The following is an 18,071-nucleotide window of genomic DNA, read 5'->3' on the forward strand; positions in this document are numbered from 1 at the left end:
GGCTCCGGGCTACCCGCCGTTGACGTCGCCGTGGCGCGGCAGATCGTCGAGCGCCTCGAGGAGCCGGTCGACGTCGGACCGGTCGTTGTAGTGGACGAGCCCGGCCCGTACGGCGGAGCCCTCGTCGCGGATGCCGAGCGCCCGCGTCAGCTCCCAGGCGTAGCAGTGTCCGTCCCACACGTTGATCCTTCGGGCCGCGAGGTGCTCGGCGACCCGCTGCGGCGAGTGTCCGGCGACGTTGAAATACACGGTGGCGGTGCGACGGGCGGGCGAGCCGACCAGCCGTACGTATGACAGCGATGACAGCCCCTTGAGCAGGTGGGCCAGCTCGGCCTGCTCGTAGGCCTCGACCGCCGCCATCGAGGCGAGCAGCCGTTCCCGGCGGGTTCCGGTGGCGTCCGGGTCCAGATCGGCGAGGTGATCGACCGCTGCCGCGACCCCGGCCAGGTCGGCGAAGGGCAGGGTGCCGGTCTCGAACCGGTCGGGCACCTCCGACGGCGAGGAGGCCAGCTTGTCGGGCTGGAGCCGTTCCAGCAGTTCCGGCCGGGCGATGACCGATCCGATGTGCGGGCCGGACCACTTGTAGGAGCTGGTCGCGTAGAAGTCGGCGCCGAGCGCGGCCACGTCGATCGGCAGGTGCGGGGTGGCGTGGACGCCGTCCACGTAGGTCAGCGCGCCCACCGCGTGGGCCCGCTCGGTGATCCGCGGGATGTCGGGCATGGTCCCGAGGATGTTGCTCGCCGCGGTGACCGCGACCAGTCTGGTGCGTTCCGTCACGAGCTCGTCGTACTGCTCGGCGGGCAGTTCACCGCTCGGCACGTCGACGGACGCCCAGCGGACGCGCGCGCCGGCGCGGGTCGCCGCCTGCACCCAGGGGCGTACGTTGGCGTCGTGGTCGAGCCGGGACAGCACGATCTCGTCGTCGGGTCCCCACTCCTTGGACAGCGCGTACGCGAACCGATAGGTCAGGGTGGTCATGTTGGGACCGAAGACCACGCCCCGGGGATCGCCGCCGACGAGGTCGGCGACGGCCTGCCGGGCCTGCCCGACGATGGCGTCGGACCGGGCGCTGGCCGGGAACGCCCCGTGCGAGTTGCCGATGCCCGCGGTGTAGGCGGCGGCGATGGCGTCGATCACCGGCTGGGGCACCTGGGTGCCGGCCGCGGCGTCCAGCCAGGCGTAGCCGTCGGACAGCGCGGGATAAAGGGCGCGGACGCGTTCGATGTCGAAGCTCATGGCTCACCAGTGTCGTGAGATATCAGGCCGGTGGGAAGAGGGAATTTCCGTACGATATCGGGAGGAATATCACTAAACTGGTAACCTCTGCCGATGAGCGGAAGAGCAGTGCTGGTGACGGGGGCATCCCGCGGCATCGGACGGGCGATCGCGCTGGCCTTCGCCGCCCAGGGCGACCGGGTCGCCGTCCACCATCGAAACTCCCCCGACCTGGCCGAACGGCTCCGGGCCGAGCTACCCGGAGACGGCCACGTCGTCGTACGGGCCGACGTCGCCGATCCCGCCCAGGCGCGGCGGATGACCGAGGAGGTCGCGACCGCCCTCGGCGGCATCGACGTGCTGGTCAACAACGCGGGGATCTTCGTCCACCACCCGATCACCGAGGTGACGTACGAGGAGTGGCAGGCCGTGTGGCGGGAGACGCTGGACGTCAACCTCATCGGTCCCGCCAACGTCACCTGGAACGCCGTACGGCACATGGGCCGCGGCGGCAGGATCGTCAACGTCTCGTCACGCGGCGCCTTCCGCGGTGAGCCCGACAGTCCCGCCTACGGCGCCAGCAAGGCCGGCATGAACGCCATGGGCCAGTCGCTCGCCATCGCCCTCGCCCCGCTGGGCATCGCCGTGGCCACCGTGGCGCCCGGTTTCGTGGAGACCGACATGGTGACCGAGCACCTCAAGGGGGAGCGGGGCGACGCGATCCGGACGCAGAGCCCGTTCGGGAGGGTGGCCAGGCCCGAGGAGATCGCGGCAGCCGTGCTGTATCTCGCCTCCCCGGCCGCCGAGTGGGCCAGCGGCACGATCGTCGACCTCAACGGCGCCTCCTACCTCCGCAGCTGAACTCAGAGCGGGTTTTCGACACCTCGGGAGTATCTGAGCTCCGGAACGGAGGTCCCGCCGACGGGCCATTCGGCCTGCGAACCGTCGAAACGGAATCCGGCGCGCTCGTAGAAGCGTCGGGCACGGTGGTTCTCCGCCAGCACCCACAGCGTGAGAGCGGTGAACCCCGACTTTTCTGCCCGGGTGACCAGTTCTGCCATGAGGGCGCGGCCGACGCCTGTGCCGATCCGTGCCTGGGCCACGTACAACGCGTATATCTCGCCGTCGGTGTCGGCGGCGTCGTCGTCACGGCAGGGGCCCAGAGCTCCCCAGCCTGTCACGCCCTGATCGTCTTCAACGACGAGGTTCTGGATGCGGGAGTCCTGTAGAAACAGCCTCCCGCGCCGTTCCGCGTCGGCCTCGACGCTGAGCCCGTCCAGGTAGTCGTCGGGAATGATCCCGCGGTACGCCGTCTGCCAGCCGGTGACGCGGAGCGTCGACACCGCCCGGATATCGTGCTCGGTCATGTCCCGGACGTGGACACCGCTCACGAGGTGCTCCCCCTGTCAGGTGAATCCGATGCGGTGATCCTACGGTCGGGACGACATTTCGGTCGATCGGATACTCTCGTGGCCCTGATCGTCGCCTGACAGCGTGTTTACCGACGTGGGAAGAGGCAATTCGTGGCTCCCCGACATTTTCCGGCCCTTGCGATCGGCGTCCTGGTGGCGGGCGTGCTGACCGCGGGTGTGGCCACTGTTTTCAGCAGCGGGAGCGCCGAGACGGGCGGGCCCCCGGTGCCGGTGCCCACGTCCGCCGAGGACTTCGTCCTCCCGATGGACGCCTACGACCTGTCGCCCGCGCAGCATCTGGAGGTAGCGCGGGTTCACGCCAAGCTGGCTGAAGAGTGTATGCGGGCGTTCGGGCACCACTTACGGATCCCTGTGGCCGACTCGACCCCTTATCCGGGAAATATGGGCTATATCCTCTGGCTCGGTGACAATCAGATCGAAAGATACGGTTACGGCACACCACCGGGTCGAGTGGACGATCCATACGAGTCCTACGGGGTTTCGGACGCGGAGTTCCGCGTTCTGGAGGGCAAGACCACCCGCGTGGGCGGCAAGAAGGTTCCCGTCGGAGGGTGCAACGGCGCGGTCGAAGGAATCCTCAACGCCGGCGCGCCGGGTCTCGACGGCAGGGGGAGGCCGGGGAAAGCGGACGCCTCCCGCCTTGCCGTCTTCATGGACGACGCGTCGTTGTCCGCGTACAAGGACCCAGGACTCCGCGTTGCCGATGCGGCCTGGGCCGAGTGCATGCACCGGGTCGGTTACGCCTATGAGCACCCGATGGACGCCGTAGGCGACCGGCGCTGGGCCATCACCGCCAAGAACGACCACGATCCTCCCCCGCAGGGGACCCCGGCGGAGATCCGAACCGCGGTGGACGACCATCGGTGCCGCCTGGAGACCAACTACTACGGGAAGCGCCAAGCGATCTACGTCGCGCACCAGCAGAAGATCATAGATGCGGATCCTCATCTGTTCGCCAACCTGCGGATCCTGATGGACACGCGACTGCGTAACGCCCGGCAGGTCAACAGCGGCGCGCCGGTCGTACGCCCCTGGGGCTGATCGGCCGGCGGCGCCCCGCGTCAGAGGGAGCATCCGGCGGGTCGTGGCGGATGGTCGATGGTTTGCCGTGTCCACGTCACATAATGGTTGACGATGGATGCGGAGCGTGATGGAGCGGTCGACGTCAGCATTGTGGTGGCGGCGTACGACTGCCGTGCGCACCTCGACGACTGCCTGACCGCCCTCCTCGTGCAGCGCGTGAGCACAGAGATCATCGTGGTGGACGACGGCTCCCGCGACGGCACGCGCCGACTCCTCGAGCTCTACGCGACCCACCACCCCCGCGTGATCACCGTGATCCGTCAGCGGCATACGGGCCTGCGCGGCAGGGCACGCAACGTGGGGCTGGCGGCGGCGACCGGACGCTACGTCTTCTTCTGCGACCCGGCCGACCGCCTCGGCGTGGAGGCGCTGCGGCGGATGGTCGCCATGGGCGACCGGAACGGTTCCGACATCGTGCTCGGGAAGGTCGTCCGCCATGGCCGGGCGGTTCCCCGCCCGCCCGCCGCCCTCTACCGCGAGAACGCCGAGCGCGTGGCCTTACGCGGCAGCGCCGTCTACGACGATCTGTCCTGCGCCAAGCTGTTCCGGCGCAGCCTGCTCGAACGGCACGGCATCCGCTTCGACGAGGCGCTCCGCCTGGACGCGGACATGGACACGGGCGCGGACACGGGCGCGGACATGGACGCGGATGCCGGTGGGGACGTAGGGACGGGCTCGGCGGCGGATGCCGACACGGACGCCGCCTCGGACCTGGTCTTCTCGGTCCACGCGTACTGTCATGCCCAAGTGATCTCCGTGGTGGCCGATCACGACTGTTATCACCGGCTTTCTCATGCCGCCGGTCCCGACCCCGACGCCGCCGAGGCGGAACACGACGACCTCGATGCCGACGACTCCGATTCAGACGACTCCGATTCAGACGGCCAGGACTCCGGCAACGTGGAGTCCGGGCGGCAGGGGCCGATGGCCGGCCCCGACCCGCTCACCTGGCTGCGGGTGATCCGTACCCCCATCGCGTTGATGGCACGGCACATTCCGCCGGGGCCGCTGCGCGATCATCTGCTCCTGCGCCACTTCCGCCTGGACGTCTTCGCCCAGCTCGGCGCGCCGTTCCTGGCCGCGGGTGAGGCCGAGCGCGAGAAGATCGCGCACGAGGTGGCGGGCATCTGCGCGGACTGGCTGACCAGGGGCGTGCGGGACCGGCTGGACGGCGCCGACCGCGCCCGGGCCGGCTCGCTGCACGATCTCGACCGGCTCGTACGGCTCGCGCGCGTGGAGACGGCACGCCTCCGGCACCGCCTGACCGGTGTGGAGTGGCAGGGCGGACGGTTGACGATCTCCGGACGCGTCTCGCTCGGCGGCCTCGACGGACGGCCGGGTGTCGTGCTGCGCGAGCGGACCTCGCTGGAGGAGCGTCGGCCCCCGGTCACGCGGGTGGCCGACGTGTTCAGCGCCGTGATCGAGGCGGCCTCGCTCCCCGCGGGCGTGTGGGACGTGTACGCGGCGGTCGAGTGCGAGGGTGCGCGCAGGCTGGCCAGGCTCGGGCGGAGGCGGGCCACCGGCGTGTGCGTCCCCGGCCCCCGGTTCGCCGACGGCGTCGTGGTCGTGCCGTTTCTCACCCGGGCTCACGGTCATCTCACCCTCGACGTCGGCGGCCACGTCGTCCGGGTCCCCGGCTCGGTACGGCTCACGCGCAGCCAATGGGTGGGCAGACGTCTGCGGGTCGCGGGCCGCGTGCACGTGGGCAAGACGCCGGGGGCGGCAGCCGTACGGCACCTGATCTGGCGTGAGCGGTCCTCGGGCCTGGAACGGCGCGTGGCGGCGCGGGCGACCGGGCCGCAGACGTTCACGGCGGAGACGGGCCGCCTGCGCCCCGGGACGTGGGACGCGCATCTCGAGCTCGACGTCGGCGGGCCGCCCGCCAGGTTCCCGGTGAAGGTCGGCAGGCCGGAGGCACTGGAGCGGCCGCTGCGCTGGTGGCACGGCCCGGTGCGGTGGACGGCCAGGCCGTACGCGACGGCGGTCAACCGCCGCCTCAGCCTCGCGGTGCGCGCGGCCACGCCGCTCACGCTGCTCCGGCGGTCGCTTCGCCGTCTCCGTGCCCTTCGTGTCGGCCTCGGCCTCGCCATGCCCCGTCTCCGGCGTCACTAATGGGCCACATCACTAGTTGCAAGTAGTTTGCAACTACACTCTCTTGTCTTAGAGTTGAAGTAATTGCCCGTTTTTGAAGGGGTTTGGCATGCACGTGCCCGATGGGTTCTTCAACCTCCCCGTGTCCGTCGGCGCCGGTGCCGTCGCCGTGACCGGGGTGGGGGTCTGCCTCCGCGGCGCCCGGCGTGAGCTGGACGATCGGACCGCGCCGATGGCCGGTCTGGTCGCCGCGTTCATCTTCGCGGTGCAGATGCTCAACTTCCCCGTGGCGGCCGGGACCAGCGGGCACCTGTTGGGCGGGGCGCTGGCGGCGATACTCGTCGGGCCGTACACCGCGGTCCTGTGCGTGTCCGTGGTCCTGCTCGTCCAGGGGTTCTTCTTCGCCGACGGCGGCCTGACCGCGCTGGGGATCAACATCACGCTCATGGCGATCGTGACGACGATCGTCGGCTGGGCGGTCTTCCGGCTGATCACGCGTAGTGTGCCGGGCGGCCGTGCCGCCATCGTGGCCGCATCGTTCGTGGCCGCGCTGGTGTCCGTGCCGGCCTCGGCGCTCGCGTTCACGTTGCTGTTCTGGATCGGCGGCACCGCGCCCATCGACATCGCCTCGGTGGCCGCCGCGATGGGCGGGGTGCACGTACTGATCGGGATCGGGGAGGGGCTGATCACCGCGCTCACCGTGAGCAGCGTGCTGGCGGTCCGGCCCGACCTGGTGTACGGCGCGCGCGGCCTGGCCCGGCGCCTGGTGCTGCGCACGGCTGAGGGCGCCGAGGTTCCGGTCACCGAGGTCCCCGCAACCGAGGCCCCCGAGCCGACCGCCACCCCCTCCGCCGGTCGCCTCCGTCCGCTGTTCATCGGTGGTGGCCTCGTGGCCATCCTGCTCGCCGGTGTGGTGTCCTTCTACGCCTCCAGCTCCCCTGACGGCCTGGAGAAGGTGGCCGCAGACAAGGGGCTGAACGCGCACGAGCAGGATCACGGCCTGAGCGACGCGCCGCTGGCCGACTACGGCGTCAAGGGAATCGACGACGAACGCCTGTCCGTCGGTCTGGCCGGGGTGGCCGGTGTCGGCATCACCGTTCTCGCCGGCGGCGCCGTCTTCTACACGGTACGGCGCCGGCAGCGGCACAAGGCCGCGGTGTGATTGTGGGACGCCCGTGAGCGCCGGGCATCACCACCAGCTCTACCGGGCGGGCGACACGCCCGTCCACCGGCTGCCGCCGCAGTGCAAGCTGGTGGCGGTGGCGGCCTTCGCGGTGGCCGTGGTGGCGACGCCGCGTGAGCGCTTCTGGGCCTTCGGGGTCTACGCGCTGCTGCTGGCGGCCGTGGCGGTGGCGGCGCGGGTGCCCGCTGGGTTCATCCTGCGCCGGATGGTCATCGAGGTGCCGTTCGTGCTGTTCGCCGTGGCGATCCCGATCATCGGCACGGGTGAGCGGGCCGAGGTGCTGGGGATGTCGCTCAGCGTTCCGGGTATGTGGGCGGCGTGGAACATCCTGGCCAAGGCGAGCCTCGGAGTGGTCGCCTCGATCCTGCTCGCGGCGACCACGGAGCCCCGGATGATGCTCCTGGGCGCGGAGCGGCTCCGCCTGCCGCGGCTGCTCGTGCAGATCGCGGCGTTCATGCTGCGCTACATGGACGTGATCCTCGACCAGATGCGCCGGATGCGGATCGCCAGGGAGTCGCGGGCGTTCGTGGCCAGGGACATCCGCCAGGCCCCGGTGCTGGCCAGATCGGCGGGTGCGCTGTTCATCAGGTCGTACGAGCGCGGGGAGCGGGTGCATCTCGCCATGCTGAGCCGGGGCTACGCCGGAGAAATGCCAGCAATTCGGGATTTGTCGGCGTCTGGGCGAGACTGGGGTATGGCCGTCATCCTGCCCTGCCTCGCCGCCGCGACAGCCGTACTCGCCTGGAGCATCGCATGACGGAACCTCGCATGACGGAACCTCGCATGACGGAACCTCGCATGACGGGCCCTCGCATGACGGGCGCGGACTCGCCGCCGTCGCTGACGGTCAGCCGGCTGGCGTACGCGTACCCGGACGGGACGCAGGCGCTGTTCGGCGTGGACCTGACGATCCGGCGGGGGGAGCGGGTCGCGCTGCTCGGCCCGAACGGCGCGGGGAAGACCACGCTCGTCATGCACCTCAACGGCATCCTGACCGCGGGGCACGGCACGGTCGAGGTGGCCGGGCTGCCGGTGCGCAAGGACACGCTCCTGGAGATCCGCCGCCGCGTCGGCCTGGTGTTCCAGGATCCCGATGATCAGCTTTTCATGCCGACGGTCCGGGACGACGTCGCGTTCGGCCCCGCCAATCTCGGCCTGCGGGGCGACGAACTCGATCGGCGGGTGTGCGACGCGCTGACGCGGGTCGGCATGCTGGACGCGATCGACCGGCCGCCGCACCACCTGTCCTTCGGGCAGCGGCGGCGGGTGGCGGTCGCGACCGTGCTGGCGATGGAGCCGGAGATCCTCGTGCTGGACGAGCCGTCGTCCAACCTCGACCCCGCTTCGCGCCGCGAGCTGGCCGACATCCTGAAAAGCCTGGACGTGACCGTGCTGATGGTCACGCATGATCTTCCGTACGCACTGGAGTTGTGCGAGCGCTCGCTGATCCTCTCCGGCGGCGTGATCGCGGCGGACGGCGCGACGCACTCGCTGCTCGCCGACGCCGGCCTGCTCGCCGCCCATCGCCTCGAACTGCCGTACGGCTTCGCCGTCCCCGCTCTTCAGGAGTGATCCCCCAGTAAAGTGGGCCTCGTTGAGGAGGTACACGACGATGAAGCTGCGGCTCGCACGCCGTCCGCTCTCCGATGCCGTCGTCGTCGTGGCGGTGGAGGGGGAGCTGGATCTTTTTACCGCCCCGTTCCTGCGCGACGAGGTACGCGACGCCATCATGAATGACGGTCCGACGCTCGTTCTCGACCTCACGGATCTGTCGTTCATGGACTCGAGCGGGCTCAGCGTGCTGATCGAGGCGTGGCGGCTGGCCACCAGCGAGGGCGGCGTCGTCACCCTCGCCGCGCCGCAGCCACCCGTGGCCCGCATCCTCCGGACGACCGGGCTCGACCGGCGGATCAAGGTGTATCCGGACGTCGAGACCGCGATTTTGCCCGACCCCGAGTAGAACTTCATTCGGTTGTCGGGTTAGGGTCCGGCTATGGATCTGAACGGAGCATCAGCAATCGTCTCGGGTGGTGCCAGCGGCCTCGGCGAGGCCACGGCACGTGAACTGGCTCGGGTCGGCGCGACCGTGGTCATCGCGGACCTGAACGCCGAACGCGGCAAGGCGATCGCCGACGAGATCGGCGGCGTGTTCGCGCAGACCGACGTGTCCGACGAGGCGTCCGTACAGGCCGCCGTGGAGGCGGCCGTCGCCACCGGCCAGCCGCTGCGCGCCGTGGTCAACAGCGCGGGCATCGGCTGGGCGCAGCGGACCGTCAACCGCGACGGTTCGCCGCACGACCTCGCGTCGTACCGCAAGGTGATCGACGTCAACCTCATCGGCACCTTCAACCTCATGCGCGTCGGCGCCGCCGCCATGGCGAAGACCGAGCCGGCCGACGCCGACGGCGCGCGTGGCGTGGTCGTCAACACCGCCTCGGTCGCCGGCATCGAGGGTCAGACCGGCCAGGTGGCGTACTCGGCCTCCAAGGGCGGCATCATCGGCATGACCGTGCCGGCCGCACGCGACCTCGCGGCCATCGGGGTCCGCGTGCTGACCATCGCGCCCGGCATCATCGACACCCCGATCTACGGCAAGATCGGCGACAAGAACGCCGATGAGTTCAAGGCCAAGCTCGCCGCCCCCGTGGTGTTCCCCAAGCGGATGGGCAGCGCCGCGGAGTTCGCCCACCTGGTCCGCTCGCTGATCGAGAACGACTACATGAACGGCGAGGTCATCCGCTTCGACGGCGGCATCCGCTTCCAGCCGAAGTGAGCCCACACGACTCGAGTCCGATCGGCGGAGGTGTTCATGTCTGACGAGGTTCTTGTAGAAGCCGATGGCGGCGTGGCCGTCGTCACCATCAACCGGCCGCAGGCCAAGAACGCGGTCAACGGTGCGGTGGCGCGCGGAATCGCCGCCGCCCTCGACGAACTGGACGAGCGCCGGGATGTCTCCGCGATCGTCATCACCGGTGCGGGCGGGACGTTCTGCGCCGGTATGGACCTGAAAGCCTTCCTCGGCGGCGACTTCCCGGTCGTCGAGGGGCGCGGTTTCGGCGGGATCACCGAGAGGTCGGCGCGCAAGCCGATGGTCGCGGCGGTCGAGGGGTACGCCCTGGCGGGCGGTTTCGAGATCGCCCTGTCCTGCGACGTCATCGTCGCGTCGGAGGAGGCGAAGTTCGGCCTGCCCGAGCCCAAGCGCGGTCTGGTCGCCGCCGCGGGCGGGGTCATGCGGCTGCCGCGCCGGATTCCGTACCACGTCGCGATGGAGATCGCGCTGACCGGCGACTTCTATCCCGCGTCCCGGCTCTACGAGTTGGGGCTGGTCAACCGCGTGACACCCGCGGGCGAGGCGCTGGCCGGGGCGCTGGAGCTGGCCCGCAAGATCGCGGCGAACGCGCCGCTGGCCCTCGCCGCGACCAAGCGGGTCGTCACCGAGTCGGCCGACTGGTCACGGGAGGAGATGTTCGCGAAGCAGAACGAGATCACCAGTCCGATCTTCGCTTCGAAGGACGCGATGGAGGGCGCGGCGGCCTTCGCCGAGAAGCGCGCCCCCAACTGGTCGGGGGAGTAGCCCTTCCGGACCCTTCCCCGGCGATTCCGGCGCGGTTTCCGACGGCCCGCGCCGGGATCGTCGCGCCCGTCCGGCCACGCGGCTGCGTACGGTGAAGGCATGAGTGATTCCGGGCCGGGCCTTCCCCCGGCGGGCCGGCCGACGGGTGGTCGCCTCGTCGGCCTTGTGAGCGGGGCGCTGGGCAGCGCGGTCATGATGATCGCCATTGTGTCGGCCATGTGGCTGATCGAGTTCGTCGACTACTTCGGCCACCTCGGGCTGGACGACTACGGCATCCTCGCCCATGAGGTGGACGGCCTGCCGGGCATCCTGTTCGCCCCGTTCCTGCACGACGGGTTCGACCATCTCACGGCGAACACGCTGCCGCTGCTCATCCTGGGATTCCTGAGCGCCCTCCGGGGGCTCGGCAGGTTCCTCGCGGCCAGTCTCGTCATCGTCCTGGTCAGCGGGCTGGGCGTCTGGTTCACCAGCGCGCCGAACTCGTTGACGGTGGGCGCGAGCGGCCTGGTTTTCGGATATTTCGGATATGTCGTGGCGCGAGGGTTCTTCGACCGCCGGGTCCTCGACATCGTCCTCGGTGTGTTCGTCGCCGTGCTGTACTACTCGATCCTGTGGGGGGTCCTGCCCACCCAGCCGGGTGTCTCCTGGCAGGGCCACCTCTTCGGCCTCATCGGCGGCGTCCTCGCCGCCTGGCTGCTGCGCCGCCGCCCGACGCCTGTCTGAAGAGTTACGCCAAGCCGTACGGCACGGGCACGTGAGGCCGTGCCGTACGGCTCGAGCGGCGGAGGGGGAGGTCAGAGCCGGTCGACGACGTAGTCGACGCAGGCGGTCAGCGCCTCGATGTCGGCGGGGTCGATGGCCGGGAACATCGCGATGCGGAGCTGGTTGCGGCCGAGCTTGCGGTAGGGCTCGGTGTCGACGATGCCGCCCGCGCGCAGCACCTTGGCGACCGCCGCCGCGTCGACCTCGTCGGCGAAGTCGATCGTGCCGACGACGTTGGAGCGCTGCGCGGGGTCGGCCACGAACGGCGTGGTGTAGGAGGTCTTCTCCGCCCACGTGTACAGCCGGGAGGCCGAGTCGGCCGTCCGGGCCGTCGTCCAGGCCAGGCCGCCCTGGGCGTTCATCCACTCGATCTGGTCGGCGAGCAGGAACAGCGTGGCGACCGCAGGAGTGTTGTAGGTCTGGTCCTTGACCGAGTTGTCGATCGCGGTCGGCAGGCTGAAGAACTCGGGGACGAAACGGCCGCTCTCGGTGATCTCGGTCACCCGGGCCAGCGCCTTCGGTGAGAACAGCGCGATCCACAGGCCGCCGTCGGAGGCGAAGCTCTTCTGCGGCGCGAAGTAGTAGACGTCGAACTCCGACGCGGAGACGGGCAGACCGCCGGCGCCGCTGGTGGCGTCGACGAGCACGAGCGAGTCGTCGGCGGCGTTGGTCGGCCGCTGGATCGGCATGGCGACGCCGGTGGAGGTCTCGTTGTGGGTGAACGCGTAGACGTCCACGCCGTCCTCGGCGACGGCCGTCGGGTGGCTGCCGGGGTCGGACCTGATGACCGTCGGCTCGGCCAGCCAGGGGGCCTTCTTGGCCACCGTGGCGAACTTGCCGGAGAACTCCCCGAAGTGCAGGTGCTGCGACTTCTCCCGGATCAGCCCGAAGGCCGCGATGTCCCAGAACGCCGTGGTTCCGCCGTTGCCCAGCACGACCTCGTACCCCTCGGGGAGGGAGAACAGGTCGGTGAGGCCGGCGCGGACGCGGGCCACGAGGTTCTTGACGGGCTTCTGGCGGTGGGACGTCCCCATCACGCTCGCTCCGGCATCGGCGAGAGCGGCGAGCTGCTCGGGACGTACCTTCGAGGGCCCGCAGCCGAAGCGGCCGTCGGCGGGCTTGATGTCAGCGGGAATCACGATGTCAGCCACGTGTTCCAGGGTAATGAGCCCCGGCAGTGGTCCAGACCGCAGGTCCGGATGATGAGATCGAATGTCCGGAAAATCACATCGACCCAGGTGAAAGCCGGGGGAAACGGCGAACAGGGCCCGCGGCGGTCGCCGCGGGCCCTCCCGGGGTCGTGACGTCAGTCAGGGCTTGCCGATGACCTCGGAGGCGCCGGGGACGTCGCTGATCGAGCGCTGCGGCGGGCCCACATAGTTGGCGCTGGGGCGGACGAGCCTGCCCGTGCGCTTCTGCTCCAGGATGTGGGCGGCCCAGCCGGCGGTGCGGGCGCAGGTGAACATCGAGGTGAACATGTTGGACGGGACCTCCGCGAAGTCCAGGACGACCGCCGCCCAGTACTCCACGTTCGTCGCGAGCACCCGGTCCGGCTTGCGGGCGTGCAGCTCTTCGAGCGCGGCCGTCTCCAGAGCCGCCGCGACCTCGTAGCGCGGCGCACCCAGCTCCTTGGCGGTACGGCGCAGCACCCGGGCGCGGGGGTCCTCGGCCCGGTAGACCCGGTGGCCGAAGCCCATGAGCCGCTGGCCCTTGTCCAGCTCGCTCTGGACGTACTTGCGGGCGTCACCCACCTTCTCGACGCCCTCGATCATGTGCAGCACGCGGGCGGGGGCGCCACCGTGCAGCGGGCCGGACATCGCGCCGACCGCGCCGGACAGGGCGGCGGCCACGTCGGCACCGGTGGAGGCGATCACCCGGGCGGTGAACGTCGAGGCGTTCATGCCGTGCTCGGCCGCGGAGGTCCAGTACGCGTCGATGGCCTTGACGTGCTTGGGGTCGGGCTCGCCGCGCCAGCGGATCATGAAGCGCTCGACGATGCTCTCCGCCTCGTCGACGCGCTTCTGCGGCACCATCGGCAGGCCGAGACCGCGCGACGACTGCGCCACGAACGACAGCGCGGTCACCGAGGCACGGGCGAGATCTTCGCGCGCCTGGGCGTCGTCGATGTCGAGCAATGGCCGGAAGCCGTAGGTGGGCGCCAGCATCGCCAGCGCGCTCTGTACGTCGACGCGGATGTCACCGGAATGGACGGGAACGGGGTACGGCTCCGCCGGGGGCAGCCCCGGCAGGAACTCGTTGTCGACGAGCAGGCCCCAGACGTTGCCAAAGGGTACGTTGCCCACGAGATCTTCGATGTCGACGCCCCGATAACGCAGGGCGCCCCCTTCTTTGTCCGGTTCCGCGATCTCGGTCTCGAACGCCACCACGCCTTCGAGCCCGGGTTTGAAGTCGGACATTCTCGGCCGCCTCCCTCTCTTGTGAAGTCCAGAGCCTTGATGTCGAGATACCGGCGCGTCAATTTAACCCTCATGGTCACGTTGCCGTGCCGCCGCCCCTCCCGAACGCAGTTCTCCCTGGTAGGGGCGATGCGCCGGGCATGCGTTGAGCGCGCAACAATACCGTTCCGTGGACAGCGCGCATCTGCCGGGGCTCCGGCACAGCTACGAGGGCGAGCCCCTGCTCGAATCGGACATGGCCGACGACCCGGTGACGCAGTTCACGCTGTGGTTCGCCGACGCCGTCGCCGCGGGACTGCCCGAGCCCAACGCCATGATCCTCGCGACCGGCTCGGCCGGGGGGCGTCCCTCCGCCCGCACCGTCCTTCTCAAAGGTTTCGACGAGCGCGGTTTCGTCTTCTTCACAAACTACGAGTCCCGCAAGGGGCGCGATCTCGCCGAGAACCCGCTCGCCTGCCTGCTGTTCCCCTGGCATCCGATCAGGCGGCAGGTCCGCGTCGAGGGCCACGCCGTACGGCTCCCGCGCGAGGACAGCGCGGCCTATTTCCATTCTCGCCCGTACGGCTCCCGCATCGGCGCCTGGGCTTCGCGCCAGTCAGCGGTGGTGGAGTCGCGTGAGGCGCTGGACGTGCGCTACCGGGAGCTCGCCGGACGGTGGCCGGAGGATCCGCCGGTGCCGGACTTCTGGGGAGGTTTCCGGGTGGTGCCCTCGGAGGTCGAGTTCTGGCAGGGGCAGACCGACCGCATGCACGACCGCATCCGTTACCGGTTGACCGGTGGCGTCGGCGCGCGAGACGGCTGGACCCGCGAACGCCTCGCCCCCTGAGAGCGGCACTGAGAGCGGCCCTGAGAGCGGCCCTGAGAGCGGCACTGAGAGCGGCACTGAGAGCGGCCTTGGGAGCCGCTTTGGGAGCCGTCCCGCTCTTCGGCAACGAGGTAGAGACCCGGGCTGAGATCACGAGATCGCGGCGGCGGCCCGCAGATCGGCGAGGAACCCGGCGTAGGCCGCGTCCCGGTCGGGCGCGAGATCGCACCCCTGGCAGGATCGTGCCGCGCCGGCGAGCGCGGGCAGGCTCAGCTCGGCCGGAAGGAATCGTTCCGCACCGATGTTTCCCATCCTGACACGCTTCCCCAATAAGGTCGGCTGCGAACGCGCGGGAGGTCGTAGCATCGATTTACAAGGACTGGAGGAGCCTTGACCGCACACGGCCTGATCGATACGACGGAGATGTATCTTCGTACGATCTTCGAGCTCGAAGAAGAGGGCATCGTGCCGCTGCGCGCCCGGATCGCCGAACGGCTGCAGCAGAGTGGGCCTACGGTCAGCCAGACGGTCGCGAGGATGGAGCGTGACGGTCTCGTGAAGGTGCAGGGGGATCGGCACCTCACGATGACCGAGCTCGGGCGGCGGCTCGCCATCAGGGTCATGCGCAAGCACCGGCTGGCCGAATGCCTGCTGACCCAGGTGATCGGCCTGCCCTGGGAAGAGGTCCACGTCGAGGCGTGCCGCTGGGAGCACGTGATGTCGGAGGCGGTGGAAAGCAGGATCGTCGACCTTCTCGGCAACCCTCAGCTCTGCCCGCACGGCAACCCCATCCCGGGGCTCGCCGAACTGGGCGTGTCGCAGTCCGCTATGAGCGGAGATGAGGCGGTCTCGTCCATGGCGACCGTCGCCGGGGCGGGCTCGATCCCCGTTGTAGTGCGGCGAATCAGCGAACAAGTGCAAAGCGACCCCGCCGTGATGCTTAAACTCAAGCAAGTTGGGATACAACCCGGACGCGAGGTGACGCTCGCGGCTAGCGACGACGGTGTGCGGGTGACGGGTGATGGTGAAGCGGGCGGCACGGCCGTGGACCTACCGCGGGACGTCGCCGCGCACGTTTTCGTCACCAGACGATGACGGAAAGAGTTGTGCCTGGTTGAATCTGGACAGGAAGTCTCTCCTCCTCCTCTCCCAGACCCAGCGGTCCCTCATGACATCAGCGACCCCTGCAGGAGCGCACGTGGCAGGCATGGCGAACACGCGTCCCCGGGGGGTGGTCGCGGGATGAAACGTTGGGGAGACCTGTCTCAGGAGGCGGCCGACCATCTGACGGCCGGATCGGTGCTCGACCAGGCTGAGATGGCGGTGGTCGTCACCGACCGTTTCAGCAACGTCCTCTACTGGAATCCGTTCGCGGAACGACTGTTCGGCAGGGCAGGGGCGCCGTCGGGCAAGGAACCCCTGGTGTCCCTCGGCATCATGGAGAAGGACCACCCGCACGCCGTCGACCTGGCCAGGCACGTGCTGCGCGGCGGTGTGTGGGAGGGCACGTTCGACGTCGTCCGCGCCGACGGCACGATGGTCTACGTACGGGCCCAGGCCGTACCGCTGCGGCACCCGTCCGGACCGATCAGCGGCATCGTGATCATCGCACGCGAGGCGATGCGCGGCAACGAGCGGGAGAAGGACCGGTTCGGCCTGCTGGAGCGCATCGGCGAGCGGCTCGCCGGTTCCCTGTACGTCGAGGAGACGCTCAACCGGGTCGCCGACATGCTGGTCCCCCAGTTCGCCGACCATTGCTTCATCGAGTTGGTCCAGGGCGAGCGGCTCGTACGCAAGGTGTCCACGCACGTGCACGGCTGGACGCCGCCGCCCGGCACGTGGTTGCCGGTCGGCTCGGAGATCAAATATCCGCTCGGCCACTACGCCGACACCGCGCTGCGACGTCAGGAGACCATCCTCGTCGAGGACTTCTCCCAGGTGAGCTATCCGATGCCGAGTGAGGGCTCGGCCCGGCTCTTCGCGCAGGTCGGGATGACCTCGGCGATCGTCGCACCGCTGTGCGTGCGCGGCGAGACGCTGGGCCTGATGTACCTCGGGCTGTCCAACCTCACCGAGCGGCACTCCCCGCACTACGACACCTTCGATCGGGACTTCATGGGCGCGGTCGCCACCCGGGTCGCGCTCGCCGTGGACAACGCGCTGCTGTTCGAGGCGGAACGGCACACGGCGGAGTCCTTCCAGAAGCATCTGCTGCCGCGTGATCTCCCCACGTTCGACGGGCTGGAGATAGCCCACCGCTACTTCCCGGCCGCCCCGCTCGCCTCGCACGGCCAGGGCATCCAGACCCAGGTGGGCGGCGACTGGTACGACGTGATCCCGCTGTCGGCCGGCCGGGTCGGCATCGTGATCGGAGACGTGGAGGGGCGGGGGGCCAAGGCGGCGGCCGTCATGGGCCAGCTCAGGGCCGCGTTGCGGGCCTTCGCCCAGGACGACAAACCGCCCGCCGACATCCTCGCCCGGCTCGACGAGTGGACCCGCGTAGTGGCCGCGCCGGAGCGCGACGACTTCGGCGCCGACATCACCAATCCGCCGATCGTCACCTGTCAGTACCTTGTGTACGACGCGTGGTCGCGGCAGCTCTCCTTCGCCAACGCCGGTCACGCGCCGCCGCTGCTCATCGTCGACGGCAAGGTGACGGAGTTGGACATCACCGAGGTGGGGCAGCCGCTCGGCGTCCGGGCCAAGGGCGTGCACGCCGATCTCGTCTACAAGGAGGAGACGCTGACTCTGCCCCCCGGCGCGACCCTGCTCCTCTACACCGACGGCCTCGTCGACCGCCGGCCCCTCCGTGACTTCACGGGGCCCGCGTCGGAGGAGCCCGAGGAGGACGAGGCGCTGCGGATGCTCCGGGAGGCGCTCGCCAAGGTCTCCATCGAGTCGGTCGAGCGCATCGCGGACGCGGCGATCGTCGCCGTGCCCGGTGAGATCGACGACGACATGGCGATCCTCGTGGTCAGATCGGTCGGAGCGGAGCTGGAGCTACAGGAGCACACGTTCCCCGCGCAGCCGATCATGGTGGGGGAGGCCAGGCGGATGGCGTCCGAGGCGTTCGAGCGCTGGCGAGTGCCCGAAGAACGGGCCGACCTGGCCTGCCTGCTGGTCTCCGAGGTCGTGACCAATGTCGTGCTGCACGCCGCCGGCGCCGGCGTGCCACGCCGTGAGCTGGCGCTCGAAGGCCCGCCGCTGCCGTTCGACGAGTCCTGGGACGTGCCGGGCTTCGAGGAGGAAATCGCCGGCGAGAAGGAGTTCACGCTCCGGCTGCGCTGCGGCCGGGACTCGATCTGGGTCGAGGTGTTCGACCAGGATCTGCGCCTGCCCCGCATCCGCAGCGCCGCCGAGACGGACGAGGGCGGCCGCGGCCTCTACCTCGTCGATCAGCTCGCCCGGCGCTGGGGTTCCCGGCCCACCAGGGAGGGTAAGGCCGTCTGGTTCGAGATCCCCATGGGTGGTCGCTGAGCGTCCCGCCGCGATACCCGCGCGCGCCGCG

General features: G+C 69.9%; 18 protein-coding genes. 13 read left to right on the plus strand and 5 right to left on the minus strand.

The features are described 5' to 3' along the window. Positions 1-9 precede the first annotated feature (9 nt). On the minus strand, positions 10-1,236 hold the full coding sequence (locus tag Mth01_RS09110; RefSeq protein ID WP_204014404.1) for a cysteine desulfurase-like protein: 1,227 nt from the start codon (positions 1,234-1,236) through the stop codon (positions 10-12). 93 nt (positions 1,237-1,329) lie between these two features. Between Mth01_RS09110 and Mth01_RS09115 the strand changes: the two genes are divergently transcribed. Next, positions 1,330-2,076 carry an SDR family NAD(P)-dependent oxidoreductase gene (locus Mth01_RS09115; protein WP_204014407.1) on the plus strand — a complete coding sequence of 249 codons (747 nt, stop codon included), beginning with the start codon at positions 1,330-1,332 and terminating at the stop codon, positions 2,074-2,076. Between the two features lie 2 nt (positions 2,077-2,078). Here Mth01_RS09115 and Mth01_RS09120 read toward each other — a convergent pair whose 3' ends face one another. Next, complete coding sequence (locus Mth01_RS09120; protein WP_204014410.1) at positions 2,079-2,606, minus strand: GNAT family N-acetyltransferase; 528 nt, start codon at positions 2,604-2,606, stop codon at positions 2,079-2,081. Between the two features lie 132 nt (positions 2,607-2,738). On the opposite strand from Mth01_RS09120, the gene Mth01_RS09125 reads away from it, so the two are divergent. The 9 genes from Mth01_RS09125 (at position 2,739) to Mth01_RS09165 (ending at position 11,302) form a co-directional block, all read left to right on the plus strand. Continuing rightward, positions 2,739-3,689 (plus strand): hypothetical protein, encoded by a 951-nt coding sequence (locus Mth01_RS09125; RefSeq protein ID WP_204014413.1) that lies wholly within the window; start codon positions 2,739-2,741, stop codon positions 3,687-3,689. A gap of 93 nt (positions 3,690-3,782) precedes the next feature. Then, positions 3,783-5,843 (plus strand): glycosyltransferase family 2 protein, encoded by a 2,061-nt coding sequence (locus Mth01_RS09130; protein ID WP_204014416.1) that lies wholly within the window; start codon positions 3,783-3,785, stop codon positions 5,841-5,843. 88 nt (positions 5,844-5,931) lie between these two features. Beyond that, entirely contained in the window at positions 5,932-6,984 is a 1,053-nt protein-coding gene (locus tag Mth01_RS09135; protein ID WP_204014420.1) for an energy-coupling factor ABC transporter permease, read from the plus strand. 13 nt (positions 6,985-6,997) lie between these two features. After that, positions 6,998-7,762 (plus strand): cobalt ECF transporter T component CbiQ, encoded by a 765-nt coding sequence (gene cbiQ / locus Mth01_RS09140; protein ID WP_204014423.1) that lies wholly within the window; start codon positions 6,998-7,000, stop codon positions 7,760-7,762. Positions 7,763-7,803: 41 nt separating this feature from the next. After that, positions 7,804-8,577 (plus strand): energy-coupling factor ABC transporter ATP-binding protein, encoded by a 774-nt coding sequence (locus tag Mth01_RS09145; RefSeq protein ID WP_239089496.1) that lies wholly within the window; start codon positions 7,804-7,806, stop codon positions 8,575-8,577. A gap of 40 nt (positions 8,578-8,617) precedes the next feature. Beyond that, positions 8,618-8,965, plus strand: a complete 348-nt coding sequence (locus tag Mth01_RS09150; protein WP_204014426.1) for an STAS domain-containing protein — start codon at positions 8,618-8,620, stop codon at positions 8,963-8,965. A 33-nt stretch (positions 8,966-8,998) separates the two neighbouring features. Then, the gene (locus Mth01_RS09155) at positions 8,999-9,778 is read left to right on the plus strand and encodes an SDR family NAD(P)-dependent oxidoreductase (RefSeq protein WP_204014429.1); all 780 of its coding nucleotides are present in this window, start codon (positions 8,999-9,001) and stop codon (positions 9,776-9,778) included. Between the two features lie 36 nt (positions 9,779-9,814). Then, positions 9,815-10,579 (plus strand): crotonase/enoyl-CoA hydratase family protein, encoded by a 765-nt coding sequence (locus Mth01_RS09160; RefSeq protein WP_204014431.1) that lies wholly within the window; start codon positions 9,815-9,817, stop codon positions 10,577-10,579. 99 nt (positions 10,580-10,678) lie between these two features. After that, complete coding sequence (locus Mth01_RS09165) at positions 10,679-11,302, plus strand: rhomboid family intramembrane serine protease (RefSeq protein WP_204014433.1); 624 nt, start codon at positions 10,679-10,681, stop codon at positions 11,300-11,302. A 71-nt stretch (positions 11,303-11,373) separates the two neighbouring features. Here the strand turns inward: Mth01_RS09165 and serC are convergent, their stop codons facing one another. Together serC and Mth01_RS09175 are read right to left on the minus strand one after the other, a co-directional pair. After that, positions 11,374-12,492 (minus strand): phosphoserine transaminase, encoded by a 1,119-nt coding sequence (gene serC / locus Mth01_RS09170; RefSeq protein ID WP_204014435.1) that lies wholly within the window; start codon positions 12,490-12,492, stop codon positions 11,374-11,376. 159 nt (positions 12,493-12,651) lie between these two features. After that, a complete protein-coding gene (locus Mth01_RS09175; protein WP_204014437.1) occupies positions 12,652-13,758 on the minus strand; it encodes a citrate synthase 2 in 1,107 nt (368 codons plus the stop codon). 169 nt (positions 13,759-13,927) lie between these two features. Here Mth01_RS09175 and pdxH point away from each other — a divergent pair, with 169 nt between their 5' ends. Next, complete coding sequence (pdxH, locus tag Mth01_RS09180; RefSeq protein WP_239089497.1) at positions 13,928-14,584, plus strand: pyridoxamine 5'-phosphate oxidase; 657 nt, start codon at positions 13,928-13,930, stop codon at positions 14,582-14,584. A gap of 129 nt (positions 14,585-14,713) precedes the next feature. Here pdxH and Mth01_RS09185 read toward each other — a convergent pair whose 3' ends face one another. After that, entirely contained in the window at positions 14,714-14,875 is a 162-nt protein-coding gene (locus Mth01_RS09185; RefSeq protein WP_204014439.1) for a hypothetical protein, read from the minus strand. A gap of 78 nt (positions 14,876-14,953) precedes the next feature. On the opposite strand from Mth01_RS09185, the gene Mth01_RS09190 reads away from it, so the two are divergent. After that, a complete protein-coding gene (locus Mth01_RS09190) occupies positions 14,954-15,658 on the plus strand; it encodes a metal-dependent transcriptional regulator (protein WP_204014441.1) in 705 nt (234 codons plus the stop codon). Positions 15,659-15,805: 147 nt separating this feature from the next. Next, a complete protein-coding gene (locus Mth01_RS09195; protein ID WP_204014443.1) occupies positions 15,806-18,040 on the plus strand; it encodes an ATP-binding SpoIIE family protein phosphatase in 2,235 nt (744 codons plus the stop codon). Positions 18,041-18,071 lie beyond the last annotated feature (31 nt).

This window comes from Sphaerimonospora thailandensis, from assembly GCF_016863115.1.
Classification (GTDB): Bacteria; Actinomycetota; Actinomycetes; order Streptosporangiales; family Streptosporangiaceae; genus Sphaerimonospora; species Sphaerimonospora cavernae.

Coding starts and splice junctions, on each gene's coding strand:
- Mth01_RS09135 (WP_204014420.1), top strand. CDS start 5,932: ATGCACGTGCCCGATGGGTTCTTCAACCTCCCCGTGTCCGTCGGCGCC.
- Mth01_RS09165 (WP_204014433.1), top strand. CDS start 10,679: ATGAGTGATTCCGGGCCGGGCCTTCCCCCGGCGGGCCGGCCGACGGGT.
- Mth01_RS09155 (WP_204014429.1), top strand. CDS start 8,999: ATGGATCTGAACGGAGCATCAGCAATCGTCTCGGGTGGTGCCAGCGGC.
- Mth01_RS09175 (WP_204014437.1), bottom strand. CDS start 13,758: ATGTCCGACTTCAAACCCGGGCTCGAAGGCGTGGTGGCGTTCGAGACC.
- Mth01_RS09130 (WP_204014416.1), top strand. CDS start 3,783: ATGGATGCGGAGCGTGATGGAGCGGTCGACGTCAGCATTGTGGTGGCG.
- Mth01_RS09110 (WP_204014404.1), bottom strand. CDS start 1,236: ATGAGCTTCGACATCGAACGCGTCCGCGCCCTTTATCCCGCGCTGTCC.
- Mth01_RS09115 (WP_204014407.1), top strand. CDS start 1,330: ATGAGCGGAAGAGCAGTGCTGGTGACGGGGGCATCCCGCGGCATCGGA.
- Mth01_RS09185 (WP_204014439.1), bottom strand. CDS start 14,875: ATGGGAAACATCGGTGCGGAACGATTCCTTCCGGCCGAGCTGAGCCTG.
- Mth01_RS09195 (WP_204014443.1), top strand. CDS start 15,806: ATGAAACGTTGGGGAGACCTGTCTCAGGAGGCGGCCGACCATCTGACG.
- Mth01_RS09145 (WP_239089496.1), top strand. CDS start 7,804: ATGACGGGCCCTCGCATGACGGGCGCGGACTCGCCGCCGTCGCTGACG.
- Mth01_RS09150 (WP_204014426.1), top strand. CDS start 8,618: ATGAAGCTGCGGCTCGCACGCCGTCCGCTCTCCGATGCCGTCGTCGTC.
- Mth01_RS09160 (WP_204014431.1), top strand. CDS start 9,815: ATGTCTGACGAGGTTCTTGTAGAAGCCGATGGCGGCGTGGCCGTCGTC.